Genomic DNA, 26,271 nt, shown 5'->3' with positions numbered 1-26,271 from the left:
AGAAACCGGTACACAGAGGAGGGTCACCATGACCGAGACCGGCGCTGTCCACGAACCCGCACCCGAGGAGCACCTGCTGCGCGACACGGCGAAGGCCGTGTGGTGGATGGTCCTGATCCGCGCGGTCCTGATGGTGATCTTCGGCGTCGTCACGCTGTCGTCACCGGGGATCGCGCTGTTCGCCCTGGTGTTCGTGTTCGGCTTCTACGCCATCCTCGACGGCCTCACCGCGATCGTCGCGGGCGTGCGCTCGCGGGCCACGGAGAAGCAGTGGGGCTGGATGGTCGCGCAGGGCGTGATCTCCGTGCTCGCCGGCCTGGTCGCCCTCGTCTGGCCGGGCGGGACGGCCGTCACGCTGCTGTACGTCATCGCCTTCTGGGCCATCGTGCTGGGCGTCGCGACCATCGCCGAGGCCATCCGCACCCGCAGGACCCACGACCGCTGGTACTGGACGCTGGCCGGTGGTGTCCTGGACATCATCTTCGGCATCGTGCTGCTGGTGCAGCCGCTGTCGGGCATCATCGCGCTGCTGTTCGTGGTCGGCATCTTCGCGATCGTCGCCGGGATCGTCATGGCCGTCCTCGCGTTCCGGATCCGGAAGCTCGCCACCGCCTGACGTATCAGGGGCCCCTTCCGCCGGCTCCGTCCAGCGAGCGGAAGGGGGCGATGCCATGTCCGGCATCCTGCACGGCCGCCATGCGGCGGAGATCGACGGCGACTTCGTGGTGTTCCTGATCGGGGCCCGGCTCAACCTCCGGCATCCCGTGCGGGCCTTCCGGGACCTCGGGGGTCTGCGCAACGGGATGGCCGCGATGCTGAAGAAGCTGAGCGCCGACCCGGCCTCGGGGCTGCTGGGCTTCCACGGCCACGGGACCACGATCGTCCAGTACTGGCGCTCCTTCGAGCACCTGGAGGCCTTCGCCAACGACAAGGCCGACCTGCACCGCCCGACCTGGATCGAGTACTACCGCCGGGCCGCGCGGCACGAGGGCACCGGCATCTGGCACGAGACGTACCTGGTGAAGGCCGGCCAGTACGAGGCCGTCTACCACAACATGCCGGAGTTCGGCCTCGGCGCCGCGGCGCGTACGGTGCCGCTCGCCGGGAGCAGCACCTCGCGGAGCAGGATCGGTGCCGGGCCGGCTCAGAAGCCCAGCCTGCGCAGCTGACGCGGGTCGCGCTGCCAGTCCTTCAGGACCGTGACGTGCAGGTCGAGGTACACCTTGACGCCGAGGAGCGCCTCGATCTGCTGTCGCGCGTCCGTGCCCACCTGGCGCAGCCGCTCGCCCTTGTGGCCGATCACGATGCCCTTCTGGCTCTGCCGCTCCACGAAGATCGTGGCGTGGATGTCGAGCATCGGATTGTCGGCCGGGCGGTCCTCGCGCTCGATCATCTCCTCGACGGTCACCGCGATGGAGTGCGGCAGCTCGTCCCGGACACCCTCGAGCGCGGCCTCCCGCACCAGCTCGGCGATCAGGGTCTCCTCCGGCTCGTCCGTGAGCTCGCCCTCGGGATAGAGCGGCGGACCCTCCGGGAGCTTGGCGACGAGCAGGTCCGACAGCAGCCCGACCTGGTCGCCGGACTTCGCGGAGCACGGCACGATGTCCGCGAACTCCATGAGCCCGCTCAGCTGCGTGAGCCGCTCGGCGATCTGCTCCGGGCGGCCCTTGTCCGTCTTCGTGACGATCCCGACGACCGGGGTGCGGCCCGCGACGGACCTCAGCTCGTTGACGATGAACTCGTCACCGCGCCCGACCGGCTGGTCCGCCGGCACGCAGAAGCCGATCACGTCGACCTCGGCCCAGGTCTCGCGGACGACGTCGTTGAGCCGGGAACCCAGCAGCGTGCGCGGCTTGTGCAGGCCGGGGGTGTCGACGACGACGAGCTGCGCGTCCGGCCGGTGCAGGATCCCCCGGATCGCGTGCCGCGTGGTCTGCGGGCGCGAGGAGGTGATCGCGATCTTCTGGCCGATCAGCGCGTTCGTCAGCGTCGACTTGCCCGCGTTGGGCCGGCCGACGAAGCAGGCGAAGCCGGAGCGGAAGTCGTCCGGCCAGGTGCCGAAACCGGTCATGCCCGTCCCCCTCGTGAGTGCTGATGGTCGCTCTGGCGACTGTTGCCGCTCACAGGGGGCCCGGGTTCTCGCCGGTGAGGCGCTCGAGGATCTCGCGGCCGATCGGCAGCGCGGCGGTGGCGGCGGGGGACGGTGCGTTGAGCACGTGCAGGATCGCGCCCTTGCCGCTGCCCTGGTCCACGAACAGGAAGTCGTCGACCAGCGTGCCGTCGGCCTTGACGGCCTGGGCGCGGACGCCGGCGCCCGCGGGGACGAGGTGCTCCGCGCGGACCTCCGGCAGCATCCGCTGGATCTGCTTCACCATCGCCTTGCGCGACAGCGAGCGGTGGACCTCGCCGAGGCCGTAGCGCCAGTGCTGCTTCGCGATCGTGAACATGCCCGGGTACAGCAGGGAGCCGAGGAGCTCCTTGGGCTTGATCGTGCCCCACGAGTAGCCCTCGCGGGCCAGGGCGAGGACGGCGTTCGGGCCCGCGTGCACGTGGCCGTCGATCCCGCGGGTGGCGTGCACCCCGAGGAACGGGAAGGCCGGGTCGGGCACCGGGTAGATCAGGCCCTTGACCAGCTCGGCCGCGTCCTCGGTGAAGCCCGAGTACTCGCCGCGGAAGGGGATGATCCGCACGCCCGGGTCGGCGCCGGCGGCCCTGGCCAGCTCGTCGCAGCGCAGGCCGCCGCAGACCACGACCTGCGTGGCCAGCAGGTCGCCGCTCACCGTGCGCACCACGACGTCGTCGCGGCGGCGGGCCATGCCCGTCACCGCGCGGCCCAGGTGGATCTCGCCGCCGGCCTTCTCGATCAGCTCGCCGAGCTTCTCGGCGATGGCGCGGTAGTCGCAGATGCCGGTCGAGGGCACCCAGAGCGCCTCCAGGCCGCGGACGTGCGGCTCGCGCGCCGCGATGCCCTGCGCGTCGAGCCGCTCGGTCTCCACGCCGTTGGCCTTGCCGCGCCGCTCGAGCTCCGCCATCCGCGGCAGCTCCTCGGGCTCGGTGGCGACGACGAGCTTGCCGCACACCGCGTGCGGCAGGTCGTGCTCGCGGGCGAACGCGACGGTCTCCCGGCAGCCCGCCACGGCGAGGCGCGCCTTGAGCCCGCCCGGCGCGTAGTAGAGGCCGGAGTGGATCACGTTGGAGTTGTTGCCGGTCTGGTGGTTCGCCAGCGCCGGCTCCCGCTCGACGACGGCGACGGACTTCCCGCTCCGGACGGCGGCGTGCGCGGTGGCGAGGCCGACGATGCCGCCGCCGACCACCACGAGATCGAACCTCGGCGTGGTCACAGGGTCGCCACCAGGGCACCGGACGGATCGGCGACGAGGACCGTCGCACCGGCCGTCAGGTCACGGACGGCGGCCAGGGACGGCTCGTCCGCCGTACCCGCCTCGGTGACGACGGCGGCGGCCTCCAGACCGGGGGCTCCGCTCGACACCGCGGCGGCGACGGCCGCCTGCAGGGCCGTGAGCTGCAACGACGGCAGATCGACGGTGGCGGCGGCGTAGGTGCGGCCGTCCGTGTCGCGGACCGCGGCCCCCTCGGCGGCGCCCGTACGGGCGCGCGAGCCGCGGGCCAGCGTCACGATCTTCGCGTCCTCGGGGTCGAGCTCACTGCCGGACATCCGACTCCTCCCGGACGACCCGCTCGGGCTCGTCCTCCTCGTTCTCCGCCTCGGGGGCGTGCGGTGCCGGATCGAGCGCCGTGACCAGCACGGACGTGATGCGCACCCGGCCGCGGGCGTCCTTGCCGCCCTCGCCGCGCAGGTGCAGCAGCCCCTCGAGCTCCGCCTCGGCACCGGGCAGCGGCACCTTCCCGAGGCGCTGGGCGAGCAGCCCGCCGACGGTGTCGACGTCCGCCTGTTCCAGGGCCTCGCGCAGCTGGTCCTCGCGCTCGGTGCCGGTGAACTCGCCCGCGAACAGCTCCTCCAGGTCCTCGACCGGCAGCCGGGCCGCCAGCCGCAGGGTGCCGCCGTCGAGCCGCTGGACCTCGGGGACCTCGTTGAGGTCGTACTCGTCGGAGATGTCGCCGACGATCTCCTCGAGGATGTCCTCGATGCTGACCAGCCCGGCGGTGCCGCCGTACTCGTCGACCACGATCGCCATGTGGTTGTGCGTGCGCTGCATGTCCGAGAGCAGCTCGTCGATCCGCTTGGAGTCCGGCACGAAGTCCGGCGGGCGCACGACCTCGTGCAGCGGTGCCTCCGGCCGCTCGTAGCCGGCGCGGACCAGGTCCTTGAGGTAGGCGATGCCGATGATGTCGTCGATGTCCTCGCCCAGCACCGGGATCCGGGAGTAGCCGGACTTCAGCGCGAGCCGCACGACCTTCTCGACCGGGGTGTCCCGCTCGGCCCAGACGACGTCCGGGCGGGGCTGCATCACGTCCCGGACGATCGTGTCGCCCAGCTCGAAGACCGAGTGGATCATCTTCCGCTCGCCCTCCTCGACCACGCCGCGGGTGCTGGCCATGTCGACCAGCTCGCGGAGCTCGACCTCGGAGGTGAACGGGCCCTCCCGGAAGCCGCGGCCCGGGGTGATCGCGTTGCCGACCAGGATCAGCAGGCTCGTGATCGGGCCGAGCAGGGTCGCGACGGCGCGGACGGGCGCGGCGATCGCCATGCCCAGCGCGTAGGGGTGCTGGCGGCCCAGGGTGCGCGGCCCGATGCCGATCAGCACGTAGCTGACCACCACCATGATCACGGCCGCGACCAGGATGCCCAGCCAGGCGGGGTGGATCCAGGTGGCCAGGGCCAGGGTGAGCAGGACGGTCGCGACCGTCTCGCAGGTCAGCCGCAGCAGGATGACGAGGTTGACGTAGCGGGCCCGGTCGTCGACCACGCGGGACAGGGCGCGCGAGCCCGCCCGGCCGGCGCGGACCAGCGCGTCGACCCGGGCGCGGGAGACGGTGGTGAACGCGGCGTCCGCCGCGGCGAACAGGCCCGCGAGCGGCACCAGCACGATCGCGACGACGAGCAGGGCGGCGGAGCTCATCGCGACACGTTCATCGGGGATCGTCGTTGTCCAGGCCGACGGTCCCGAGAACCCGGGAGTCGTTGCGGCGCTGGGCTTCCGCGTTCGCGGCGCGCGTGCGCTCGGAACGCCAGTCGTGGAGCAGCTTGTTCTGCAGCGCGAACATCTCGCGCTCCTCGTCCGGCTCGTGATGGTCGTAGCCGAGCAGGTGCAGGACACCGTGGACGGTCAGCAGGTGCAGCTCGTCGGCCAGCGCGTGGCCCGCCTGCACCGCCTGGTCCTTGGCGAAGGCCGGGCAGAGGATGACGTCCCCGAGCAGGGCCGGGCCGATGTCCGGCGCGTCCGGCCGGCGGGTGTCGTCGAGCAGCTCGTCCATGGGGAAGGCCATGACATCCGTGGGCCCCGGCTCGTCCATCCACCGCTCGTGCAGCTCGGACATGGTGTCGAGGGTGACGGCGGTGATCGCCAGCTCGACGGCCGGGCTGACCCGCATCGCGTCGAGGGCGTACCGGGCGACCGACACGATCTGCGACTCGTCCACGGCGACACCGGACTCGTTGACGACCTCGATACTCACGCTCTGCTCTCGGTTCGGGACGGCGGACAACTCCCTCACCAGGGTAGTCGCCCCCTCCGACAACCCCACGGGCGGCGTACACCCCTCCCTCCCCCGCGAGTCGGCACATTCGGGAGGCCGAAACACACGCTCACGACGTCCCCGGTCTCCCCCCACCCGCGAGTCGGCACTTTCGGGAGCCCGAAAACCACGTTTCGGTCGCCGGGCGTCGGGGCTGTGGGGCATCTCGGTCGTCGAGCTCGGTCGTCGAGCTCACGGCCGTCGAGCTCATGGTCGTCGAGCTCGCGGTCATCGGGGTTCGGGGTCTCAGGCGTCGGGGAGGAGGGCGCGGACCGCGGCGGCGTCCTCCGCGACCAGGGCCCGGGCGGCCAGCTCGGCGGCCTGCTCCCGGTCGGTCTCCCGGACGGCCTGCTTGACCAGCGCGATCGCCGGGGGCGCGACGGACAGCTCCCGCACCCCCAGCCCGACCAGCAGCGCCGCCGCACGCGGATCCGCCGCCAGCTCCCCGCAGACCGCGACCAGCGCGTTCCCCGCCCCGCGGCAGGTCGCGTCGATCAGGCGGAGGACACCGGGATCGAGCGGGTCCGCGAGCGCGGCCACCTCGGGCGCGCCCCGCTCGGCGGCGAGCGCGTACTGCGTCAGGTCGTTGGTGCCGATGCTCAGGAAGTCGACGTGCGGGGCGAACGCCGCGGCCTTCAACGCCGCGGCCGGGACCTCGACCATGATCCCGACCTCCAGGCCGTCCGGCCTCGTGCCGCCCTCGGCGGCGATCGCCTCGTCGAGGGCAGCCAGGGCGGCGCGCAGCTCGGCGGGCACGGAGACCATCGGGAACAGGACGCCGACGGGCGTGGCGTGCGCGGTGCGGACGATCGCGCGGAGCTGGTCGGCGAGCAGGTCGGGCCGGCGGAGCGCCAGCCGGAGGCCGCGGAGGCCGAGGAACGGATTGGCCTCCGGTGCGACCGGGACGTAGGGCAGCGGTTTGTCGCCGCCGACGTCGAGGGTCCGCAGGACGATCCGGCGGCCGCCCAGCGCGTCGGCGACGGCCCGGTAGGCGGCCTCCTGCTCGTCGACATCCGGTGCGGTGGCGCGGTCGAGGAAGAGGAACTCGGTGCGGACGAGGCCGGCGAGGTCGGCCCCGGGTGCGGGATCGGGTTCGGCGCCCAGGTTGACGCCCACCAGGACGGAGGTGCCGTCGCGGGTGTGGGCGGGCTCGTGGAGGCGGTCGCGGGCCGCGGCCTCCCTGGTCCGGCGACGGTCGCGGAGGACGGCGAGCTCCTCCCTCGTGTCGGCCGGCGGGTCGATCTCGAGACGGCCGGTGGTGCCGTCGAGGGCGATCTCGGTGCGGAACGGGAGATCGAGCACCTGGCGTCCTGCTCCGACGACTGCCGGAATCCCCTTGGCGCGCAGCAGGATCGCCGCGTGCGAGGTGGCGCTGCCGCCCGCCAGGACGACGCCGGCGTAGACGGTCGGATCGAGGTCCGCGGCCCGCGCGGGGGTGAGGTCGTCGGCGACGAGGACGACCGGCCGGAGCTGCTCCGCCGAGAGCTCGACGGGCTCGGGGACCTCGCAGGAACCGGTGTCGAGGTCCAGGATCGTGCGCAGGACCTGGTCCCCGACGGCGCGGACGTCCGCGGCCCGCTCGCGCAGGTACTCGCCCGGAGCCGCGGCCAGCTCCTCCTCCGCGGCCCGCACGGCGTGCCGCCAGGCCGCGGTCGCGGACTCGCCGTCGGCGATCCGGGCGCGGGCCACGTCGAGCACCGCGGGATCGTCGGCGAGGAGGAGGTGGGCGTCGAAGATGGCCGCCTCGGGGCCGGGGGTGCGGTCGCGCAGGCCCCGGATCTCCTCCCTGACCCGCATCAACGCCCGATCCAGCCGGTCCTGCTCGGTGTCGGGATGCTCGGCGGGCTCGTCCGCGGCGAGCCGGAGGTCGAGGGGCTGCTCGACCAGCGCGGGGCCGAGGGCGATGCCGGGAGACGCGGGGTGGGCCGAGGCCCCCGTCCGGGCGCCTTCGACACGAGGTGTCATCGGGCTCGCAGCCCCGGGCGGGGTCGCCGGACCCGTGGCCGCCGGGGTCGGGCCGGACGCCGGGGTCGGGCCGGGAGCGGCAGACGAGCGAGTCGCGGCAGTCGAGCCGGACGCCCCGGTCGGGCCGGACACAGCTGCTGGGCCGGACACAGCGGTCGGGCTGGTCGCCGTGGTCCGGTCGAGCGAAGGTCGGCCCGTCGGGGCGGAGGGGCCGGCAGGTGCCGTGCCACCGGCTGTCGGGCCGGGAGCGGCAGTCGGCGCGGCTCCGGGAGGGAGCGCTGCTCGGGGAGGGAGCGTGGCTGCCGGGCCGGGGCCTTCGCCGAACCCCCGAGCCGCCAGGGCGAGGACGGCGTCGACGGCGGCCCGGGCCTCCGGGCCGGTGGCGCTGACCTCGATCTCGTGGCCCCGCGTGGCGCCGAGGGCGGTGACCCGGGTGAGGCTCCCGGCGGGGACCGGGCCCCGGCCCGTCGAGAGGTCGCGGAGCTCGACTCCCGCGTCGAACCCGGCCACCGCCTGGACCAGCAGCGCTGCGGGCCGGGCGTGCAGGCCGTGGACCGGGGTGACGGTGAAGACCGCACGCTCGTCCACGATCGGGAAGGCGATCGGTCGGTTCTCGACCGGTTCCCGGCCGGATTCCGCCGGGCCGCCGCCGAGCTGGTCCAGCTTGGCCGCCGCACCCGCCGTCGCCTCGGCCGCGACGGTCGCCCGGTCCGCTCCGCCCGCCGCGGCCACCGCGGCCGCGACCAGGCCCTCGACGAGCGGTCCCGGGCAGAGCAGGACCCGCTCGCGGAGACCGTCGTCGACGAACTCCAGGGCGAGCTCGGCGGAGAGGATCGCGGAGCCCAGGTCCATGAGCACGACCACGCCGGCCGGGCTGTCGGCCCTGGTCAGAGCCTCGGCGATGGCGGTGGCGTCCGTGCCGAAGGTGGTCTCGTCGAGGCCGGCGGCCACCTCGATCCGTACCGCGTCCCCTGCCGGGCCGTGGAGCATCTCGCGGGCCAGGGCGGTCGCGGCCTCGCCGAGGGCCCGGCTGTGGGAGACCACGACGAGACCGACCGGAGTGGTCCCTCCCGTCGCCTCACCCATGCCGTCACTCCCTGCTGCCTGCCCTGACGGGCACGATCTTCACAGATCTCCTGCTCCGGAGCGCTCCGGCCCGCTCGACCTGCGACCGAACACGACCGACGGGTGTGGCACTCGGACGACCGGCCTGTCGGAGGAGCGGGCTCCGCCGGTCCGCCGGCCCCCCGGGTGGGCGTCGTGAGCGTGCGTTTCGGGCTGCTGAAACCGCCGACTCGCGGGGCGGGTGGGCGTCGCAGATGTGTGTTTCGGGCTCCCGGAAGTGCCGACTCGCGGGGCTGGGTCGGTCAGGTCAGGGTGGTCAGGGTGGCCTTGATCAGGAGGGCGGTGGAGGTGGCGCCGGGGTCCTGGTGGCCGACGCTCCGTTCGCCCAGGTAGGAGGCCCGGCCCTTGCGGGCGAGCATGGGGGTGGTGGCGTCGCGGCCCGCGTCGGCCGCCTCCGAGGCCCTGGCCAGGGCGTCCTGCAGGGTCGCTCCGGAGGACAGGGCCGCGTCGAGGGCGTCGAGGGCCGGGGAGAGGGCGTCGAACATCGTCTTGTCCCCCGCCTCCGGGCGGCCCCGCGCCACGACCCCCTCCAGCCCGGCCCGCAGCGCCTTCGCGAGCGCCTCCGGGTCGAGCGTCGCGACCTCGCCCGCCGCCGAGCCGATCCGCAGGAAGAGGGTGCCGTAGAGCGGGCCGCTCGCCCCGCCGACCGTGCCGACCAGCGTCATCCCGACCTTCTTGAACAGGGCCGAGACCGAGCCGAACTCCTCGGCGTCGAGGGCGTTCGCCACGGCCGTCATGCCGCGGTCGAGGTTGGACCCGTGGTCCGCGTCGCCGATCGCGGAGTCCAGCGCGGTCAGCTCTCCCGCGTGCTCGTGCACCAGCCGGGCGAACTCGCGCACCCACGCCTGCAGTCCTGACAGCCCGATCCTCGCCGGCCCGCTCCCTGACAACCCTGTCATGCCCCCCACCGTAGGCCCGGGGTGTTCACCGGTGCGTCCCAGAGCGAGATCAGGTCGTCGTCGGCGCGCAGCAGGGTCACCGAGCAGCCCGCCATGTCCAGACTGGTGATGTACGGCCCGACCAGCGACCGCGCCACCCGCACGCCGGCCTTCTCCAGGATCGCCGCCACCTCGCCGTACATCAGGTAGAGCTCGAGCAGCGGCGTGGCGCCCATGCCGTTGACGAAGCAGATCACCGGGTCGCCGGTGAAGTCGGTGTCGGAGAGCACGGGCTCGACAAGCATCTCCGCGATCTCGCGGGCCGGCGCGAGCGGGACGCGGCGGCGGCCCGGCTCGCCGTGGATGCCGATCCCGATCTCCATCTCGCCCTCGGGCAGGTCGAAGGTCGGGCGGCCGGCGGCGGGCACCGTGCACGAGGTCAGCGCCATGCCCATGCTGCGGCCGCGCTCGTTGACCTTCGTGGCCAGCGCCGCGACCTCGGCGAGGGGGCGGCCCTGCTCGGCCGCCGCCCCGACGATCTTCTCCAGCAACACCGTGGTGCCGACCCCTCGACGGCCCGCGGTGTAGAGGCTGTCCTGGACCGCGACGTCGTCGTCGACCACCACGGAGGCCACGTCGACGCCCTCGGCCAGCTCGGCCGCCATCTCGAAGTTCATGACGTCGCCGGTGTAGTTCTTGACGATGTGCAGGACGCCGGCGCCGCCGTCGACGGCCTGGGTCGCGGCCACCATCTGGTCCGGCACCGGCGAGGTGAACACCTCTCCGGCGCACGCGGCGTCGAGCATCCCGGGGCCGACGAACCCGCCGTGCATCGGTTCGTGCCCGGAGCCGCCGCCCGAGACCAGCCCGACCTTGCCGCGCACCGGGGCGTCACCGCGGACGACGAGCCGGTGCTCGAGGTCGATCCGCAGCTGGGGATGGGCAGCGGCCATGCCGCGCAGCGCCTCGACGACGACGTCCGCGGGATCGTTGATCAGCTTCTTCATCGGGGTCCTCCGTCGCACCCGGCTGATGACGGGCCGCGCCGCTCGCCCCGGAGCATCGAAGCCCGTTCGGCTATGCCGAAACAGCTGCGGACGCTACTGTGACCCGACTCACCACACAAGGAGCGGGACGTGATCCAGTCCGTGGACCGGGCGCTCCGGGCGCTCGCGGTCCTGCAGGGCGCGCGCCGCCGCAGCCTGGGCGAGATCGCCTCCGAGCTGGGGCTGGCGCCGTCGACCACGCACGGGATCGTCCGGACCCTGGTCGCGCACGGCATGGTCGTGCAGGAGCGCGACTCGGGGCTCTACCGCCTCGGCCCGGCGACGCTCCGCCTCGGCAACGTCTACCTGGACAATCTCGAGCTCCGCTCGCGCACCCTGCCCTGGGCCGAGGACCTGACCAGAAGGACGGGGTGCGCGGTGCGGGTCGCGGTCGCGCTGGCGTCGGACGCGGTGGTGGTCGCCCACGAGCCCCGGCCGGACGGGTCGCGGCAGATGGCCGAGGTGGGGATCGTCGTGCCGGCGCACGCCTGCGCCGTGGGCAAGGCGCTCCTCGCGCACGGCGCCTGCGAACGGCCGGACCGGTTGCGCCGGATGACCGGCGAGACGCTCACCGACCCGCGCCGGCTGGAGACCCAGCTGGTCGCGGTGCGGCGCACCGGGCTGGCGGCCGAGGTCGAGGAGGCGGTGCTCGGCGAGTGCGGGCTGGCCGCGCCGATCGCCGCCGCCGGCGGGCTGGCCGCCGGAGCCATCGGGCTGGTGGTGCCGGCCGCGGAGTGGCCGCTCGACGCCGCCGCCCGGGACGCCCTGCGGCACGCGGCCCGCGCCGTGTCCCGCGAGCTGGGCTCCGAGACCTGGCCGCCGCTGCACCCGGCCGCGGAGGACGAGGCCGCCTCGTGAACCCCGGCCGCACCGTGAACCCGGCCGCTCCCGTGGAGCGGGCCACCCTCGTGAGTGGCGATGGTCGCCATGGCGACCATCGCCGCTCACGGGTGGTGATCTCGTGGGGGGCCGATCCGGTGGTGACGGCGAGCGGGGTTAACGGGGCGAGGGGCGGGAGCGACGCGGACCACAGAGGACCGTGATCAGGGAGGACGTCATGCAGATCGCGATGATCGGGCTCGGCCGGATGGGTGCCAACATGGTGCGCCGTCTGCTCCGGGCCGGGCACGAGTGCCACGTCTACGACGTCTCCGCGGACGCGGTCGCGGCGTTGGTCGCGGAGGGGGCCCGCGGCGCGGGGTCCGTCGAGGAGCTGGTCGCGGGCCTGGAGGCGCCGCGCTCGGTCTGGCTGATGCTGCCCGCGGCGATCACCGGCGACACGGTGAGCACGCTGCTCGGGGCCCTGTCGCGCGGCGACGCGATCATCGACGGCGGCAACTCGTCCTACCGCGACGACATCGACCGCGCGGAGGTCGCCGCCGCGCAGGGCATCGACTACGTCGACTGCGGCACCAGCGGCGGCGTGTGGGGCCTCGAGCGCGGCTACTGCCTCATGATCGGTGGGCCGGACGGCGCCGTCGCCCGGCTGAGCCCCGTGTTCGCCGCGCTGGCGCCGGGCGTCGAGAGCGCGCCGCGCACTCCGGGCCGCGACGGCGAGCCCTCCCCCGCCGAGGAGGGCTGGCTGCACTGCGGTGCCTCGGGCGCCGGGCACTTCGTGAAGATGGTCCACAACGGCATCGAGTACGCGATCATGGGTGCCTACGCGGAGGGGCTGAACATCATCCGCAACGCCGGCGCGGGCGTGCGCAAGGCCGAGGTCGACGCCGAGACGGCGCCGCTGCGGGAGCCGAAGTACTACCCGTTCGACGGCATCGACCTGCCCGAGGTCGCGGAGGTGTGGCGGCGCGGGAGCGTGATCGGCTCGTGGCTGCTCGACCTCACCGCCGAGGCGCTGCGCCAGGATCCGCACCTCGACCAGTTCGCCGGGCGGGTCTCGGACTCCGGTGAGGGTCGCTGGACCTCGATCGCCGCGATCGAGGAGGGTGTCGCGGCGCCGCTGCTCACCTCGGCGCTCTACAGCCGCTTCGCCTCGCAGGGCAGCGACCTGTTCGCGAACAAGGTCGAGTCCGCGCAGCGGTTCCAGTTCGGTGGGCACGTGGAGAAGCAGCAGTGACGGAGAAGCACGGCGACGTCCTGGTCCTCTTCGGCATCACCGGCGACCTCGCCAAGAAGATGATCATTCCGGCGCTCTACCACCTGGTCGCGCGGGGTGAGCTGACCGTGCCGGTGATCGGCGTGGCCCTCACCGACTACGACGACGACGGCCTGCGCGCCCACATGGCCGACTCCGTGCGGGCCGCCGAGGCGGCCGCCGGCACGGAGGTCGACGAGGACGCGCTGGCCCGGCTGCAGAAGTCGACGCGGCTGGTGGCCGGGAACTACTCCGATCCCGCCATCTTCGGCCGGCTGGCCGACGCGATCGGTCCGGACGCGTTCGCCGTCCACTACCTGGCCGTGCCGCCCTCGCTGTTCGGCACGGTCGCGGACGGGCTGGCCGGCGTCGGGCTGCACACCCGCTCCCGGCTCGTGGTCGAGAAGCCGTTCGGGCGCGATCTCGAGTCGGCCCGGGCGCTGCAGGCCAAGCTGGCGGAGAACTACCCGGAGGACCGGATCTTCCGGGTGGACCACTTCCTCGGCAAGGAGCCCGTGGAGGACCTGCTGATCCTCCGCTTCGCGAACACGCTGCTCGAGCCGCTGTGGAGCCGGTCCTGGATCGACCGTTTCGAGATCACCATGGCGGAGGACTTCGACGTCGCGGACCGCGGCTCGTTCTACGACGCCGTCGGCACCGTGCGCGACGTCGTCCAGAACCATCTGCTGCAGGTCATGGCCTACCTGCTCATGGACGCCCCGCTCACCGACGCGGCGGACGACCAGCGCGACGCCAAGTCCCGCCTGCTCCGCGCGGTCCGCGCGCTGGACCCGGCCGAGGTGGTCCGCGGGCGCTACGACGGCTACCTGGGGACGCCGGGGGTGAAGGACGACTCGACCACCGAGACCTTCGTGGCCGCGACCTTCCACGTGGACGACTGGCGCTGGGCCGGGGTCCCGGTGCACCTGCGGGCGGGGAAGGCGCTGCCGGAGACGCTGCTGGACATCGTGGCCGTGCTCAAGCCGCCGCCGCGGGCGCTGTTCGGGCGCGACGGCGCCCGCCCGGACCGGATCCGGCTGCGCCTGCAGCCGCAGGCCGGGCTCACGTTCTCGCTGCTCGCGAAGCGCCCCGGCGCCGGGGACGTCCCGGTGGACCTGCCCGTGTCCGTGGACTTCCGCGAGGTCCTGGGCCCGGTGCACGCACCCTACGAGCGGATCTTCGCCGACGCGCTCGCCGGCGATCCCGCCCACTTCGCGCGGATGGACACCATCGAGCAGGCCTGGCGGATCGTCATGCCGATCCTCGACCCCGGCACCGAGCCGGAGCCGTACGCGCAGGGCACCTGGGGCCCCGAGGCCGCGCAGACCCTGCCGGGCCCGCAGGGCTGGGAGCCGCTCCCCCACGCCTGACGCCGAGAGGAACGTCGGCCACGCCGGGAGGGATCCCGACGTGGCTGAGGTTCATCTCGGCACGGGGGCGGTCAGCGCTGCGAGCGCCGCTGGGCCCGGTTCGGCGGGGGGCCGTTGCGGGGGGCGTTCGCCGAGCCGTCACCGGCACTGCGCAGCCGGTTGCGGTCGTTCTGCGCGTCGTGCCGCGCGTAGGCGTCGACGATCTCGCCGACGAGCCGGTGCCGCACCACGTCCTGGCTGGTCAGCTCCGGGAACGCCACGTCGTCGACCCCGAACAGGATGTCCTGCACCACCTGCAGGCCCGAGCGGGTGCTGCCCGGCAGGTCGATCTGCGTGACGTCACCCGTCACGACGATCCGCGAGCCGAACCCGAGCCGGGTCAGGAACATCTTCATCTGCTCGGGCGTGGTGTTCTGCGCCTCGTCGAGGATGATGAACGCGTCGTTCAGCGTGCGGCCGCGCATGTACGCCAGCGGCGCGATCTCGATCGTCCCGGCCGCGATGAGCTTCGGGATGGACTCGGGATCGACCATGTCGTGCAGCGCGTCGTACAGGGGGCGCAGGTACGGGTCGATCTTCTCGTAGAGCGTGCCGGGCAGGTACCCGAGCCGCTCGCCCGCCTCGACCGCCGGCCGGGTGAGGATGATCCGGTTGACCTGCTTGGCCTGCAGCGCCTGCACGGCCTTGGCCATCGCCAGGTACGTCTTGCCGGTACCGGCGGGGCCGATGCCGAAGACGATCGTGTGCGTGTCGATCGCGTCGACGTACCGCTTCTGGTTCAGCGTCTTCGGCCGGATGGTCTTGCCGCGCCGGGACACGATGTCGAGGCTCAGCACCTCCGCGGGCGACTCGCCGCGCACGGCGGCGATCGCCGGATCGGCCTCACCGAGCATCTCGACGGTGCGCCGCACGGTGTCCGAGCCGACCTGCTGGCCGCGCTCGGCCAGCGTGATGAGCTCGGCGAACACCCGCTCGGCGAACGCGACGTCCGCGGGCTGCCCGGAGAGGGTCAGCTCGTTGCCGCGGACGTGCACATCGGCCTCGAGGAGCTCCTCCGCGGTGCGCAAGGACTCGTCCCTCGAGCCGAGGAGCGCGAGCAGCGCGGTGTCCGGGACGGCGATGCGGGACTGGACCGGGTCCGGCTGCGTCACGTGCTCTGGTCGCCTGCTTCCTGTGCTCTGTTCCTGCTGGGTGTTCCTGCTGGGTGTGCCTGCTGGGTCGTTCCTGCTCCGTCTCCCGCCGGGCGGGAACGCCGGAATGGTACCGCCGGGGACCGACAGAAATCGCGCCGATTGCCGACCGCGACCCGGCGACCCGCCGCGCCGGGGACCGGCGACATGGGTGCGCCGCGGTGACCGGGGGGTGGTCACCGCGGCGCGGTGCTCACCAGGGGGGAGGGTGAGCGATCCCGACCCTAGTGCAGATGCTTGTCATGTCACGCACACGGTGCGGTGGGCGTCACGTCCGGGCTCCAGCGACGGGTCAGCGCCCCGATCGCCCCCAGCGCGACGGCCGCGGCGGTGGAGGCCCGCAGCACCTCCGGACCGAGCCGGACGAGCCGGGCCCCGGCGGCCTCGAAGGTCGCCAGCTCCTCGTCGCTCACCCCGCCCTCGGGCCCGACGACGAGCAGCACCTCGCCCTGTCCGGGCAGGTCCGAGGCAGCCAGCACGCTCGTCGCGGACTCGTGGAGCACGAGGATCCGCGCGTCACGCGCAGCGAGCTGCCGGGTCGACACCGGCTCGCCGACCTCGGGGACCCACGGCCGGCGGGCCTGCTTGGCGGCCTCGCGGACGGTCGAGCGCCAGCGGGCGAGCGCCTTCTCGCCGCGCGCCCCCTGCTCCCACTTGGCGACGCACCGCGCCGCCCGCCACGGCAGGATCGCGTCGATCCCCGCCTCCGTGGCCAGCTCGACGGCCAGCTCGCCGCGATCGCCCTTCACCAGGGCCTGGGCCAGCACGATCCGCGGCGACGGCGCCGGGTACGCGGTCCGCGCGAGCACGGCGAACTCCACGGAGTCCTTGCCCACGGAGAGCGCCTCGGCCAGCGCGACCGCACCCCGGCCGTCGCCGAGCTGAACCGTCTCGCCGACCCGGATCCGCTTGACCGCGGCCGCGTGCCGGCCTTCCGGACCGTCGAGCAGGACGTGGCCCGAGATCAGCTCGTCGACCAGGAAGAGCGGGGGCGTGCTCACCGGAAGAGGCGGCCGAAGAGCCCGTGCCCGTTCTTCTGCGCCAGGTCCGGCTGCTCCTCGCCGCGCAGCTTCGCGAGCTGGCGCAGCAGCTCGGTCTGCTCCTTGTCGAGCTTGGTGGGCACGGTGACCTCGACGTGCACGACGAGATCGCCGTGACCGTCGATCCGGCCGGTGGAGCGCAGCCGGGGCATCCCCTTGCCGCGCAGGGTGCGCAGCGTGCCGCCCTGCGTGCCCGGCTCGAGATGGAACTCCTCGCTGGAGCCGTCGAGCATCGGGAGCGGCAGGGTGGCGCCGAGCGCCGCCGCCGTCATGGGCAACGGGAGGCGCACGTGCAGGTCCGAGCCCTCGCGCTGGAACACCTCGTGCGGGAGCTCCTCGACCTCGACGTACAGGTCGCCGGCCGGGCCGCCGCCCGCGCCGACCTCGCCCTGCCCGGCCAGCCGCACGCGCATGCCGTCCGCCACCCCCGCGGGGATCCGGACGCCGACGCTGCGCCGCGAGCGCACCCGTCCGTCGCCGGCGCACTGGCGGCACGGGTCCGGGATGACCTGGCCGAGGCCGTGGCAGGTGGGGCAGGGCCGCGAGGTGACGACCTGGCCGAGGAAGGACCGCTGGACGCTCTGGATCTCGCCGCGCCCGGCGCACGTCTCGCAGGTGTGGGGGGAGGTGCCGGGCGCGCAGCCGTTGCCGCCGCACTCGGTGCAGAGCACCGCGGTGTCGACCGTGAGCTCGCGCTGCACGCCCGTGGAGCACTCCTCGAGGGTGAGCTGCATGCGGATCAACGCGTCGGCGCCGGGCTGGACCCGGCTGCGCGGACCCCGCCCACGCCCGCCCGCGGCACCGCCGAAGAAGGCGTCCATAATGTCGCCGAACCCGAAGGCGCTGAACGGGTCCGCACCGCCGCCGCCCCCGCGCCCGTTGTCCAGCGGGTCCCCGCCGAGGTCCACGATCCGGCGCTTCTCCGGGTCGGTGAGCACCTCGTAGGCCGTGCTGATCTCGGCGAAGCGCTCCTGCGCCGCGGGATCCGGGTTGACGTCCGGGTGCAGCTCCCGGGCGAGCCGCCGGTAGGCCCGCTTCAGTTCGGCGGCATCCGCGCCCTGTTCGACGCCCAGGATGCCGTAGTAGTCGCGTGCCACCTGCTGGTTCCCCATGAATCCTTCTGCTCGCTGAAGCCTGTGCGCCGGTCCTAGCGTCCCGCCAGGATCTCACCCACGTAACGGGCGACGGCATGCACCGCCGACATGGTGCCCGGATAGTCCATCCGGGTCGGTCCGACCACACCCATCCCGCCCAGCACGGTGCCCGGCCCGTAGCCGATCGACACCACCGACGCGGTGTGCAGGTCCGCCGACTCGTTCTCCTCGCCGATCCGCACGGTGACCAGGCCGGCGTCCTGCGACGACGCCAGCAGCTTGAGGACCACGACCTGCTCCTCGAGCGCCTCGAGGACCTGCCGCAGCGACCCCGGGAAGTCCGCGGTGTTGCGCGTGAGGTTGGCGGTGCCGCCCAGGACGAGGCGCTCCTCGGGATGCTCCACGAGCGTCTCGATCAGCACGGTGGACAGCGTGATCGCGACGTCCCGCAGCTCACCCGGCGCCATCGACGGCAGGTCCGCGACCCGGGCCGAGGCATCCGCCAGCCGCTGGCCGACGAGCGCCTGGTTGATCATCGTGCGCAGCCGCGCGGTGTCCTCCTCGGTGACCACCTGGCCGAGGTCGACCATCCGCTGGTCCACCCGGCCGGAGTCGGTGATCAGGACGAGCATCAGCCGGGCCGGGGTGAGCTGCACGACCTCGAGATGGCGGACCGTGGAGCGGGTCAGGGTGGGGTACTGGACGACGGCGACCTGCCGGGTCAGCTGCGCGAGCAGCCGGACGCTGCGGCGCAGCACGTCGTCGAGGTCGACCGCGCCCTCGAGGAAGGTCTGGACGGCCTTGCGCTCGGCCGCGGACAGCGGCTTGACCTGCGCCAGCCGGTCGACGAACAGCCGGTAGCCCTTGTCGGTGGGGATCCGGCCGGCGCTGGTGTGCGGCTGGGCGATCAGCCCCTCCTCCTCCAGCGCGGCCATGTCGTTGCGGACCGTGGCGCTGGAGACACCCAGGTTGTGACGGTCGACGATCGCCTTGGAGCCCACCGGCTCCTGGGTGTGGACGTAGTCGGCCACGATCGCCTGGAGGACGGCGAAACGGCGTTCGTCGGAGTTCACCGCACACCACCCCTCAGGTCGCCGGACGTCCACCAGTCTAGGCGGATCGTGCCGTTCCCCGCCCGGACCTGCGCTGTGATCCTGAGTCGCCTTCGCTCAAGGGAGGACGGGCGGCGGACGACCAGTCGCCGAGATGAACACCAGGCACGTTCTCGGCATGATCAAGAGTGCCTGAGGTTCATCTCGGCGCTCCTTGCGGGAGCACACGGACGTTTCACCCCTTCGGGGCGAGGCTGGGCCACGAGATGGGCGCTCCCCGGGTGACTCGGCGCTGGGTGCTGGTGGCCGCCGGCACCGCGGCGCTCGTCGGCGCGGCCGCGATCACCCTGCCCGCGACCGCCGCGGCCGATCCCGCCGACCTGCGCGGGCGGATCCTCGCCGGCGTGCCCCCGCACGTCGGGTACGCGGTGAGCACCGGCCGGCTGGGCCTGCCGGACATCCCGGCGCTGGAGCAGGTCACGGCCCTGTTCGCGGACGTCACGCGGCTTCGGGTGCAGTACGCGAGCGCCGACCGCTGGCGCACGGACGAGCTCACCCCCGCGGGCGAGCGCGACACCTACCACTTCGGCAGCACCGAGTACCTGTGGGACTTCGGGTCGAACCAGCTCACCCGCGTCGTGGGCGAGGCGCCCGTCCGGCTCCCCCGCGCCGGCGATCTCGTCCCCTCCGAGCTCGCCCGCAGGCTCGTGTCGCTGACCAGGGCCGATCCCGTCTCCGCGATCCCCGCGCGCCGGGTTGCGGGGTTCGACGCCGCCGGCTTCCGGATCACCCCGGCCGACCCGGACACCACGGTCGGCCGGATCGACGTCTGGTGCGACCCGGCGTCCGGGCTCCCCCTGCGGGTCGAGATCGCGGCCCGAGGAGACGAGCTCCCCCTGCTCTTCACGGAATTCGAGGAGATCACGCTGACCACGCCGGACATCGCCGTCCCGACCGCTCCCGCGGGCGCCGGGGAGGTCACCGCGGAGGCCGCGGACCTCGCCGGGGCGCTGCGCCAGCTCGACGCCGCCCCACCCCCGCGCCGCCTCGCCGGCCGCGACCTCGTGCCGCTGACCGGGGCGCTGCCCGGCGTCGGCGTCTACGGATCGGGTGTCTCCGGGTTCGTGCTGGTCCCCGCCACGCGCGGGATCGCGGACCGGGTGATCGACGGCGCCCCGGCGGCCGGCGGCGTGACCGTCGACGTCCCGTTCGGGCGAGCCGCACGCCTCACCACCCCCCTGCTGACGGTCGTCGCCCGCGGTGGCGTCCGGCGCGGCGGGATCCTGCTGGCCGGGACGGTCGCACCCGCCGTCCTGGAACAGGCCGTCCGCGAACTGCCGGGGCCCCGCGCATGATGATCAGGACCACGGCGCTGACCAAGCGCTTCGGCCGCGTCACCGCCGTCGACGGGGTGTCCCTCGACGTGGCCGCCGGCGTGCGCTTCGGGCTCCTCGGCCCCAACGGCTCCGGCAAGACGACGCTGGTCAGGATGCTGCTCGGGCTCGTCCACGCCACCTCCGGCGAGATCGAGGTGCTCGGCGAACCGATGCCGCGCCGCGCCGCGTCCGTGCTGCCGCGGGTGGGCGCGCTCGTCGAGGGCCCGGCCGCGTGGGGGCACCTGAGCGGGCGGGCCAACCTCCGGCTGCTCGACGCCGCGGGCCCCGGCCGTGCCCGCAAGCGCCGCAAGCGGGTCGACGAGGTGCTGGACCAGGTCGGGCTCGGGGGCGTCGACCGGCGCCCGGTGCGGGCCTACTCGCTGGGCATGCGGCAGCGCCTCGGCATCGCCGCGGCCCTGCTCCGCGAACCCGAGCTGCTGCTGCTCGACGAGCCCACCAACGGTCTGGACCCGCGCGGCATCCAGGAGATGCGCGCGCTGCTGACCGCCCTGAACGAGGCCGGGACCACGGTCGTCCTCTCCTCGCACCTGCTCGCCGAGGTGGAGGCGCTGTGCACGCACGTCGGCGTCATGGACGCCGGCCGCCTCGCCCTGACCTCGGACATCCCCGCCCTGCGCACCCCCACCGGCCGGATCCTGGTGGAGACGCCCGATCCCGCCGCCGTCACCCGGGTGCTCGACGGCCAGGTGGTCGGGCTCCGGGGGAACACGGTCGTCGTTCAGGGCGGCAACCCCGTGGCGCTGAACTCGCACCTGGTCGGGGCGGGCGTGCCGGTGAGCGGCCTGAGCGAGGAACGCCGGACCCTGGAACAGGTGGTGCTGGAGCTGACGGGTGCGGGCAACGACCGGGTGGACCGGCCGCGCACGGGTGTCGGCCCGGCCCACGGCATCCCGGACGCCGAGCCGTGGAGCGGCCGGGCGACCCGCGAGGCCGGGCCCGACGCTGCACCAGGGACCGCCGACCGGCCCGGAGCCGGGGAGGACGTCCGATGATCGGCGTCGAGCTGCGGCTGATGCTGCGCAAGCGGCGGGTCTGGCTGTGCTGGATCCTGCTCTGCGCCCTGCCCACCCTGGTCGCGATCCTGCTCGCCACGACCCGGCTCGCCCCGCCGCCCGGTCGCGGTGGCGCGTTCCTCTCGGCCGTCGTGAGCAACGGCCAGATCTTCCCGGCGGCCGCGATCGCGCTCGTCATCCCGGTGTTCCTGCCGATCACCGTGGCGATCGTCGCGGGCGACACCGTGGCGGGCGACGCCGCCGCCGGCACCCTGCGCTACCTGCTCGTGCGCCCGGTCGGGCGGCTGCGGCTGCTCACCGCGAAGCTGATCTCCGTGGCGGCGTTCGTGCTGCTCTCGGTGCTGTTCGTGACCGTCGTGTCGTACGTCGTCGGCGTGATCGCCTTCGGCTTCGGCCCGGACACCGCGGCGGGCGGCGCCGGCGGGATCCCCTCGCTGTCCGGGGTGGAGTTGTCCCCGCTCGACGTCGCGCTGCGCACCGCGGCGACCGTCGGCTACCTGGCGCTGTGCATGCTCGCCCTCGGCGCCGTCGGCCTCTTCTTCTCGACGCTGACGGACTCCCCGCTCGCCGCCGCCCTCGGCGTCCTGGCCGTCGTGGTCGCGAGCGCGGCCCTGACCCCGCTCGACGCCGCCTCCGCCGTCGAGCCCTACCTCCCGACGGCGCACTGGCTCGACTGGATCGACCTCTTCCGCGACCCCATCCTGTGGGCCCGCGTCCGCGAGGGCTCGCTCGTTCAGCTCGGCTACGTCGCCGTCTTCTTCGGCGCCGCCTGGGCCAACTTCACCACCAAGGACATCACCACGTAGCCCCTGAACTGCGGGTTCAGGCGCAGCCGGCGCCGGTGAGGTCGATCGGGCCGGGGGCCAGGCCGCGCAGGACCAGGGCGGTGACGGTCGGGTCGGTGGGCAGTGCGGAGTGGCTCACCCGGGCGCCGGGGCAGACCTCCTGGACGCCGACGTTGGTCGCGCCGCGGAAGACCGCCGTCTCGGGCGGGGTCGAGGTCTCGTCGTCCGCGGTGCGGATCGAGAGCCACGGCACCGCGGAGCCGGCCCCGGCGAGCTCGCGCAGCTCCGCGGAGCCGGGGGCGAGCTGGCGGCAGGCCGTCGGGCACGCCCCCGGGACCTGGGAGACCGCGGCGCCGGCGAGCGTCGTGCCGTTCAGCGGGGACCCCATCGTGACGATCCGGCGGGCCTTGGCGGCGCCGTCGTCGCGCACGACCCAGAGCCCGGCGACCACCCCGCCGGCGCTGTACCCGACGACGTCGACGGACGGGGCGCCGGCCGCCAGGGCCGCGGTGGCGGCGTCGTCGAGCACCTGGACCTGGGCGGCGAGGTCGCCGGTGCCGTCGCCGACCAGGGTGAGGACCTGCGCGTCGCGGCCGGTGGCGCGGATGCGCTCGGCGAGCCGGAGCAGGCCGTCGCGGCTACCGCCGTAGCCGGGGACGAGCAGCACGGTCCCGGGCCGGTCCTGCGCGGGCCGGGAGTCGGGATCGACCGACGGCCCGCGGGAGCCGATCACCCGCACCCCCACCACGACGACCGTGACGAGCACGACGAGCGCCACCAGGACCGCCAGTGCCCGCCGCCGGGGACTCACCGGCCGCTCGCACAGGAGTCCGGTACCTCGCACAGCACCCGGAGTTGATGTGCGACACCCCGGACCTGTGTGCGACCGGCAAGCCTCGGACCGGTACCGGTGCACACCTCGCCGCGGCCCCGGCCCGCGCACGCACAGCCGCCGGCGGCCGCACACACCTCCGGGGCCTCGCACACACGCCGGAACTGCTGTGCGGTGGACCGGACGGTTGTGCGAGGGGTCATGCGGGCGTGCGGTCGGAGGCGAGGAGGAGGTCCTGGACCACGCGGTCGGCCAGGAGGCGGCCGCGTCTCGTCAGCACCATCCGGTCCTGGTGCCGCTCCAGGAGGCCCTCCCCGACCGCGCGGGTGGCCTCGGCGCGCGCCGCGTCGTCGAGCAGGGCCAGGTCCAGGCCGGTGGCCAGCCGCAGCCGCATCATCACGCGCTCGGTGTGCTGCTCCTGCGGGGTGAGGATCTCGTGGTCCGCCTCGGGGTTGTCGGCCGCGGCGTACCGGGCGGGGTGCTTGACGTTCCACCAGCGCCGCCCCGCGAGGTGCGAGTGGGCGCCGGGGCCGATACCCCACCAGTCACCGTCGAGCCAGTAGCCCAGGTTGTGCCGGCACTCCGCCTCCGCGGAGCGGGCCCAGTTGGACACCTCGTACCAGTGCAGACCCGCCGCGGTGAGCAGGTCGTCGATCAGCTCGTAGCGTTCGGCAGCGACGTCGTCGTCCGGGGCGGGGAGCTCGCCGCGCGCGACCTTGCGGGCCATCGCGGTGCCGTCCTCGACGATCAGCGAGTACGCCGACACGTGGTCGACGCCCGCCTCGAGAACCGCCTCCACCGAGCGGCGCAGGTCGTCGGTGGTCTCGCCGGGCGTCGCGTAGATCAGGTCGAGGTTGACGTGCCCGATCCCGGCCGCCGCGGCCTCGCGCGCCGCCTCGACCGCGCGACCCGGGGTGTGCCGGCGCTCGAGGACCCGCAGGACGTGCGGCGCGGCGGACTGCATCCCGAGCGAGACGCGCGTGTACCCGGCTTCCACTAGCCCGGCGAAGAACTCCGGCGAGGTCGACTCCGGATTGGACTCGGTGGTGACCTCCGCACCCGGGGCCAGCCCGAACTCGTCGCGGATCGTCCCGAGGACGGCGCCGAGCCGCTCCGCCCCGATCAGCGACGGCGTACCGCCCCCGACGAACACCGTGTCGACCGGCCGCTCCCCCACGACCTCGCGCGCCCGGACCAGCTCGCGCCGCACAGCCTCCAGCCAGGTGTCCGGCGAGGAGCCGGAGCCCGCCAGCTCGGAGGCGGTGTAGGTGTTGAAGTCGCAGTAGCCGCACCGGGACGCGCAGAAGGGCACGTGCACGTAGATCCCGAAGGGCGGCCTGGTCACCCCTCCACGGTACGGACCGCGGGCGGGACCACGAGCGGCCGGAGGGCGTCGACGGCCCGGCCGAGCCCGTCGAGGTCGAATCCGGGAACGGGGACGGTGATCCGGTCGCCCGTCGCGACGCTGCGGAGCGCCGGATCCGCGGCGGCCGGGTCTCCGGGCGCGACGTCGAGCACGAGCGCCGGTGGGCCCGCGAGCAACGGCCACCGCGCGGTCCCCTTCCTGCTCGACGCCGTCCGGACGCCCACCCCGCGCAGCGCGCCGACCGGCACGAGAGCGGTCCCGGCGTCGGAGGCGATCTCCACGCCCGCGGGCCCGATCCGGACGGCGACCCGGTAGGACACCCGGACGAGGTTGCCGACCAGGACCGGGACGCCGGCGAGCAGAAGCGCCCCGACCAGGCCGGCACCGATCCGTGCCCCGCCCGTGAGCTGGGTGAAGGCGGAGACGAGGAACCCCACGCCGGCCCCGGTGACGATCACGAACCGCGGCAGCACCGCGGCGACCGCGGCGGCCACCCGTCCCCGGGAGGCACGGAACCATTCCGCGGCGGCGGCAGGACCGGGTGGCGCGACCGGCGACGGGCGACCGGGCATCCGGACCGCGGCGAGTGCCGCGGCGACGGCGTCGGCCGGCACACCCGCCAGGGGGACCGTCCAGCCGTGTCCGGCCCGGTCGAACAGCGCGTCCAGGGCCGCCGGGGGAACGGCCGAGGCCCCGCGGGGGACGACCACCAGCGAGGTCCCGCCGGGCCCGGACCCGGCGGCGATCTGCACGGCGGCGAGCTCGGGCCAGCGCAGCTCGACCGGGTTCGCCGGGGCTCGGCGGGAGGTCAGTCGCACGCGGACCGGATCGATCTCCACCCGTCCGACCGGGATCCGGGCGGTCAACCGGTTCAGGGTCACCGCCACCGGCACGAGCATCGCGACGACCAGCAGTACCCAGAGGAACCCGCTGCTGCGCTGCGGGCCGGGAAGCGCCACGACCAGCACGCACAGGACGGCGACGACGACGGCCGAGCCGAGGATCGCGAGGGTCCGGGCCGGTCCCCGGCGCTCGACGAAGACGAAGGACATGGCGACGAAGGACATGGCCCGGATGATCGACGGGGACCGGCGCCGTCGGGGGCGGATCCGGCGGATCCCTTCACCATCGCGAACGGGTCCGGGCCGGAGCTCGGCGTGCCTGCCGGAGGGGCCCGGCATGCCTGCCGCGGCGGGGGCCCGGCGGGGCCCGGTGGGCCTGCCGACGGGCTCAGCGGGCCTGTCGGAGGAGCTCGGCGAGGCTGCGGGCGGCGGAGCCCGCGGTGTCGGCGCTGCGGGTGCCCGCCGCGCCGGCGTCCCGGGCCACCGAGCGGGCGTTCGAGGCGCGGTCCAGGGCGCCGGCTGCCGACGAGCCGGACGACGACCCGGTGGCTCCGGGGCTCGTGGTCCCGCCGTTCGTCCCGGATCCGGACGCCCCCGAGCCCTTCGCACCGGACCCGCCCGGTCCCGAGCCGCCGCTCGACCCGTCCGAGCCGCCGCCGCGCGATGCGCCTCCGTCCGACCCGCCGCCGTCCGATCCGCTGCCGATCGCACCCGAGCCGTCCGCACCCGAGCCGTTCGTCCCGGACCCGGACGGCGAGCCCTCCGCGGTCGGCGGCGACGGCCGGGCCGCAGGGGTCGAGGGGCCGGCGGCGGGCGGGGTCGACGAGGCGCCCGAGCCGCGGGGGAAGAGGAAGGGCAGCAGGTCCCGCAGCAGGCCGTGGCCGTCCTCGGCCGGGGCCGCCGGGCCGGGAGCCCGGGTGCCAGCCGCGGGTGGGGACGCCACCGCCGGCCCCCCACCGCGCCCCGAAGGCCCTGAAGACCCGGACGGCCCGGGCGCCGCGGCCCCGCCGCCGGCACCACCCGACGCCGTCCCGGCCCCCGATCCGGCCTCGGAGGTCGACCCCGGCCCGGCCCCGGAGCCCGAACCCGCGCCCGCCGACCCCGCGCCCGCCGACCCCGCGCCCGCCGACCCCGACGAACCAGCACCGGCACCGGCACCGGACCCTGCCGCGCCGGACGACGAGCCCACCGACCCCCCGGGCCCCGGCACCACCGACGACTCCGGCCCCACCCGCGGATCGACCGTCCCGCGCGGCGTCACGGAGTCCGAGGGCAGGACGGTCGGCAACGCGACCCCCACCTCCTGGTGGCCGTTCGCCGTGACCGCCCAGGCGGCGGCCGCCCCGACCCCCAGCACACCCACCGCGGCCAGCGCCGTCATCGTCCCCGCCCGGCCCGGCCGGCCCGGCCGTTCCCGGCGCAGCAGCTCCGCGGCGGAGATCCGCCCGCGCCCCTGCCCGTGCCGCGGCATCGCCCGTTCCTTCCGTCGGTGGTGACCGGGTCCCGAGCGCCCGATCCTGCCCACC

The 26,271-nt window shown here is 74.5% G+C and carries 24 protein-coding genes; 8 read left to right on the top strand and 16 right to left on the bottom strand.

Translation table 11 applies throughout. The features are described 5' to 3' along the window. The first annotated feature begins 28 nt into the window (after window positions 1-28). The gene (locus ABD324_RS15125; protein WP_344416939.1) at window positions 29-616 is read left to right on the top strand and encodes an HdeD family acid-resistance protein; all 588 of its coding nucleotides are present in this window, start codon (window positions 29-31) and stop codon (window positions 614-616) included. A 55-nt stretch (window positions 617-671) separates the two neighbouring features. Beyond that, on the top strand, window positions 672-1,169 hold the full coding sequence (locus tag ABD324_RS15120; protein ID WP_344416937.1) for a DUF4188 domain-containing protein: 498 nt from the start codon (window positions 672-674) through the stop codon (window positions 1,167-1,169). On the opposite strand, the gene era is transcribed toward ABD324_RS15120, so the two are convergent. The 8 genes from era to dhaK all read right to left on the bottom strand — a co-directional run bounded on the left by era (window position 1,145) and on the right by dhaK (window position 10,633). Next, the gene (era, locus tag ABD324_RS15115; RefSeq protein ID WP_344416935.1) at window positions 1,145-2,071 is read right to left on the bottom strand and encodes a GTPase Era; all 927 of its coding nucleotides are present in this window, start codon (window positions 2,069-2,071) and stop codon (window positions 1,145-1,147) included. The genes ABD324_RS15120 and era overlap by 25 nt on opposite strands. A 49-nt stretch (window positions 2,072-2,120) precedes the next feature. Beyond that, window positions 2,121-3,341, bottom strand: a complete 1,221-nt coding sequence (gene lhgO / locus ABD324_RS15110) for an L-2-hydroxyglutarate oxidase (RefSeq protein WP_344416933.1) — start codon at window positions 3,339-3,341, stop codon at window positions 2,121-2,123. After that, a complete protein-coding gene (locus tag ABD324_RS15105) occupies window positions 3,338-3,676 on the bottom strand; it encodes a cytidine deaminase (RefSeq protein WP_344416931.1) in 339 nt (112 codons plus the stop codon). The genes lhgO and ABD324_RS15105 overlap by 4 nt, the downstream gene beginning before the upstream one ends. Continuing rightward, on the bottom strand, window positions 3,663-5,042 hold the full coding sequence (locus ABD324_RS15100; RefSeq protein ID WP_344416929.1) for a hemolysin family protein: 1,380 nt from the start codon (window positions 5,040-5,042) through the stop codon (window positions 3,663-3,665). The genes ABD324_RS15105 and ABD324_RS15100 overlap by 14 nt, the downstream gene beginning before the upstream one ends. Before the next feature lie 10 nt (window positions 5,043-5,052). Then, entirely contained in the window at window positions 5,053-5,598 is a 546-nt protein-coding gene (gene ybeY, locus ABD324_RS15095; RefSeq protein WP_344416927.1) for an rRNA maturation RNase YbeY, read from the bottom strand. A 306-nt stretch (window positions 5,599-5,904) separates the two neighbouring features. Then, window positions 5,905-8,709, bottom strand: a complete 2,805-nt coding sequence (gene ptsP, locus ABD324_RS15090) for a phosphoenolpyruvate--protein phosphotransferase (RefSeq protein WP_344416924.1) — start codon at window positions 8,707-8,709, stop codon at window positions 5,905-5,907. Window positions 8,710-8,990: 281 nt separating this feature from the next. Next, window positions 8,991-9,647, bottom strand: coding sequence for a dihydroxyacetone kinase subunit DhaL (gene dhaL, locus ABD324_RS15085; RefSeq protein WP_344416922.1), 657 nt, complete (start codon window positions 9,645-9,647; stop codon window positions 8,991-8,993). Next, window positions 9,644-10,633: a dihydroxyacetone kinase subunit DhaK gene (gene dhaK / locus ABD324_RS15080; protein WP_344416920.1), complete on the bottom strand. Its 990-nt coding sequence runs from the start codon at window positions 10,631-10,633 to the stop codon at window positions 9,644-9,646. Before dhaK ends, dhaL begins: the two co-directional genes overlap by 4 nt. Before the next feature lie 129 nt (window positions 10,634-10,762). Between dhaK and ABD324_RS15075 the strand changes: the two genes are divergently transcribed. From ABD324_RS15075 to zwf, 3 genes are all read left to right on the top strand, one after another. Further along, complete coding sequence (locus ABD324_RS15075; RefSeq protein ID WP_344416918.1) at window positions 10,763-11,530, top strand: IclR family transcriptional regulator; 768 nt, start codon at window positions 10,763-10,765, stop codon at window positions 11,528-11,530. Between the two features lie 199 nt (window positions 11,531-11,729). Beyond that, window positions 11,730-12,746, top strand: a complete 1,017-nt coding sequence (gene gnd / locus ABD324_RS15070) for a phosphogluconate dehydrogenase (NAD(+)-dependent, decarboxylating) (protein ID WP_344416916.1) — start codon at window positions 11,730-11,732, stop codon at window positions 12,744-12,746. After that, window positions 12,743-14,134, top strand: a complete 1,392-nt coding sequence (zwf, locus tag ABD324_RS15065; protein ID WP_344416914.1) for a glucose-6-phosphate dehydrogenase — start codon at window positions 12,743-12,745, stop codon at window positions 14,132-14,134. The genes gnd and zwf overlap by 4 nt, the downstream gene beginning before the upstream one ends. 71 nt (window positions 14,135-14,205) lie before the next feature. On the opposite strand, the gene ABD324_RS15060 is transcribed toward zwf, so the two are convergent. From ABD324_RS15060 to hrcA, 4 genes are all read right to left on the bottom strand, one after another. Next, entirely contained in the window at window positions 14,206-15,285 is a 1,080-nt protein-coding gene (locus ABD324_RS15060; protein WP_344416912.1) for a PhoH family protein, read from the bottom strand. A gap of 284 nt (window positions 15,286-15,569) precedes the next feature. Then, window positions 15,570-16,325 carry a 16S rRNA (uracil(1498)-N(3))-methyltransferase gene (locus tag ABD324_RS15055; protein WP_344416910.1) on the bottom strand — a complete coding sequence of 252 codons (756 nt, stop codon included), beginning with the start codon at window positions 16,323-16,325 and terminating at the stop codon, window positions 15,570-15,572. Then, window positions 16,322-17,461, bottom strand: coding sequence for a molecular chaperone DnaJ (gene dnaJ, locus ABD324_RS15050; RefSeq protein ID WP_344417256.1), 1,140 nt, complete (start codon window positions 17,459-17,461; stop codon window positions 16,322-16,324). Before dnaJ ends, ABD324_RS15055 begins: the two co-directional genes overlap by 4 nt. Window positions 17,462-17,511: 50 nt before the next feature. Continuing rightward, on the bottom strand, window positions 17,512-18,531 hold the full coding sequence (gene hrcA, locus ABD324_RS15045) for a heat-inducible transcriptional repressor HrcA (protein ID WP_344416907.1): 1,020 nt from the start codon (window positions 18,529-18,531) through the stop codon (window positions 17,512-17,514). Between the two features lie 260 nt (window positions 18,532-18,791). Between hrcA and ABD324_RS15040 the strand changes: the two genes are divergently transcribed. Genes ABD324_RS15040 through ABD324_RS15030 form a run of 3 tightly spaced genes read left to right on the top strand, consistent with a single transcriptional unit; the run spans window position 18,792 to window position 21,726 of the window. Continuing rightward, window positions 18,792-19,865, top strand: a complete 1,074-nt coding sequence (locus tag ABD324_RS15040; protein WP_344416904.1) for a LolA-like protein — start codon at window positions 18,792-18,794, stop codon at window positions 19,863-19,865. Next, window positions 19,862-20,899, top strand: coding sequence for an ABC transporter ATP-binding protein (locus tag ABD324_RS15035; RefSeq protein ID WP_344416901.1), 1,038 nt, complete (start codon window positions 19,862-19,864; stop codon window positions 20,897-20,899). Before ABD324_RS15040 ends, ABD324_RS15035 begins: the two co-directional genes overlap by 4 nt. Then, on the top strand, window positions 20,896-21,726 hold the full coding sequence (locus ABD324_RS15030; protein WP_344416899.1) for an ABC transporter permease: 831 nt from the start codon (window positions 20,896-20,898) through the stop codon (window positions 21,724-21,726). The genes ABD324_RS15035 and ABD324_RS15030 overlap by 4 nt, the downstream gene beginning before the upstream one ends. Window positions 21,727-21,742: 16 nt before the next feature. Here ABD324_RS15030 and ABD324_RS15025 read toward each other — a convergent pair whose 3' ends face one another. The 4 genes from ABD324_RS15025 to ABD324_RS15010 form a co-directional block, all read right to left on the bottom strand. Next, window positions 21,743-22,516: an esterase/lipase family protein gene (locus ABD324_RS15025; RefSeq protein WP_344416897.1), complete on the bottom strand. Its 774-nt coding sequence runs from the start codon at window positions 22,514-22,516 to the stop codon at window positions 21,743-21,745. A gap of 220 nt (window positions 22,517-22,736) precedes the next feature. Then, window positions 22,737-23,882, bottom strand: coding sequence for a radical SAM family heme chaperone HemW (gene hemW / locus ABD324_RS15020; RefSeq protein ID WP_344416894.1), 1,146 nt, complete (start codon window positions 23,880-23,882; stop codon window positions 22,737-22,739). After that, on the bottom strand, window positions 23,879-24,970 hold the full coding sequence (locus ABD324_RS15015; protein WP_344416891.1) for a hypothetical protein: 1,092 nt from the start codon (window positions 24,968-24,970) through the stop codon (window positions 23,879-23,881). The genes hemW and ABD324_RS15015 overlap by 4 nt, the downstream gene beginning before the upstream one ends. 163 nt (window positions 24,971-25,133) lie before the next feature. After that, window positions 25,134-26,216, bottom strand: a complete 1,083-nt coding sequence (locus ABD324_RS15010; protein ID WP_344416889.1) for a hypothetical protein — start codon at window positions 26,214-26,216, stop codon at window positions 25,134-25,136. Window positions 26,217-26,271: the final 55 nt, after the last annotated feature.

The organism is Pseudonocardia ailaonensis, assembly GCF_039531635.1.
Classification (GTDB): domain Bacteria; phylum Actinomycetota; class Actinomycetes; order Mycobacteriales; family Pseudonocardiaceae; genus Pseudonocardia; species Pseudonocardia ailaonensis.
The sequence above is the reverse complement of the archived record's forward strand: the minus strand, read 5'-3'. Positions and strand labels throughout refer to the sequence as shown.

Coding starts and splice junctions, on each gene's coding strand:
- ABD324_RS15125 (WP_344416939.1), top strand. CDS start 29: ATGACCGAGACCGGCGCTGTCCACGAACCCGCACCCGAGGAGCACCTG.
- ABD324_RS15120 (WP_344416937.1), top strand. CDS start 672: ATGTCCGGCATCCTGCACGGCCGCCATGCGGCGGAGATCGACGGCGAC.
- era (WP_344416935.1), bottom strand. CDS start 2,071: ATGACCGGTTTCGGCACCTGGCCGGACGACTTCCGCTCCGGCTTCGCC.
- ABD324_RS15105 (WP_344416931.1), bottom strand. CDS start 3,676: ATGTCCGGCAGTGAGCTCGACCCCGAGGACGCGAAGATCGTGACGCTG.
- ABD324_RS15100 (WP_344416929.1), bottom strand. CDS start 5,042: ATGAGCTCCGCCGCCCTGCTCGTCGTCGCGATCGTGCTGGTGCCGCTC.
- ptsP (WP_344416924.1), bottom strand. CDS start 8,709: ATGGGTGAGGCGACGGGAGGGACCACTCCGGTCGGTCTCGTCGTGGTC.
- dhaL (WP_344416922.1), bottom strand. CDS start 9,647: ATGACAGGGTTGTCAGGGAGCGGGCCGGCGAGGATCGGGCTGTCAGGA.
- dhaK (WP_344416920.1), bottom strand. CDS start 10,633: ATGAAGAAGCTGATCAACGATCCCGCGGACGTCGTCGTCGAGGCGCTG.
- gnd (WP_344416916.1), top strand. CDS start 11,730: ATGCAGATCGCGATGATCGGGCTCGGCCGGATGGGTGCCAACATGGTG.
- ABD324_RS15035 (WP_344416901.1), top strand. CDS start 19,862: ATGATGATCAGGACCACGGCGCTGACCAAGCGCTTCGGCCGCGTCACC.
- ABD324_RS15030 (WP_344416899.1), top strand. CDS start 20,896: ATGATCGGCGTCGAGCTGCGGCTGATGCTGCGCAAGCGGCGGGTCTGG.
- ABD324_RS15015 (WP_344416891.1), bottom strand. CDS start 24,970: ATGTCCTTCGTCGCCATGTCCTTCGTCTTCGTCGAGCGCCGGGGACCG.
- ABD324_RS15010 (WP_344416889.1), bottom strand. CDS start 26,216: ATGCCGCGGCACGGGCAGGGGCGCGGGCGGATCTCCGCCGCGGAGCTG.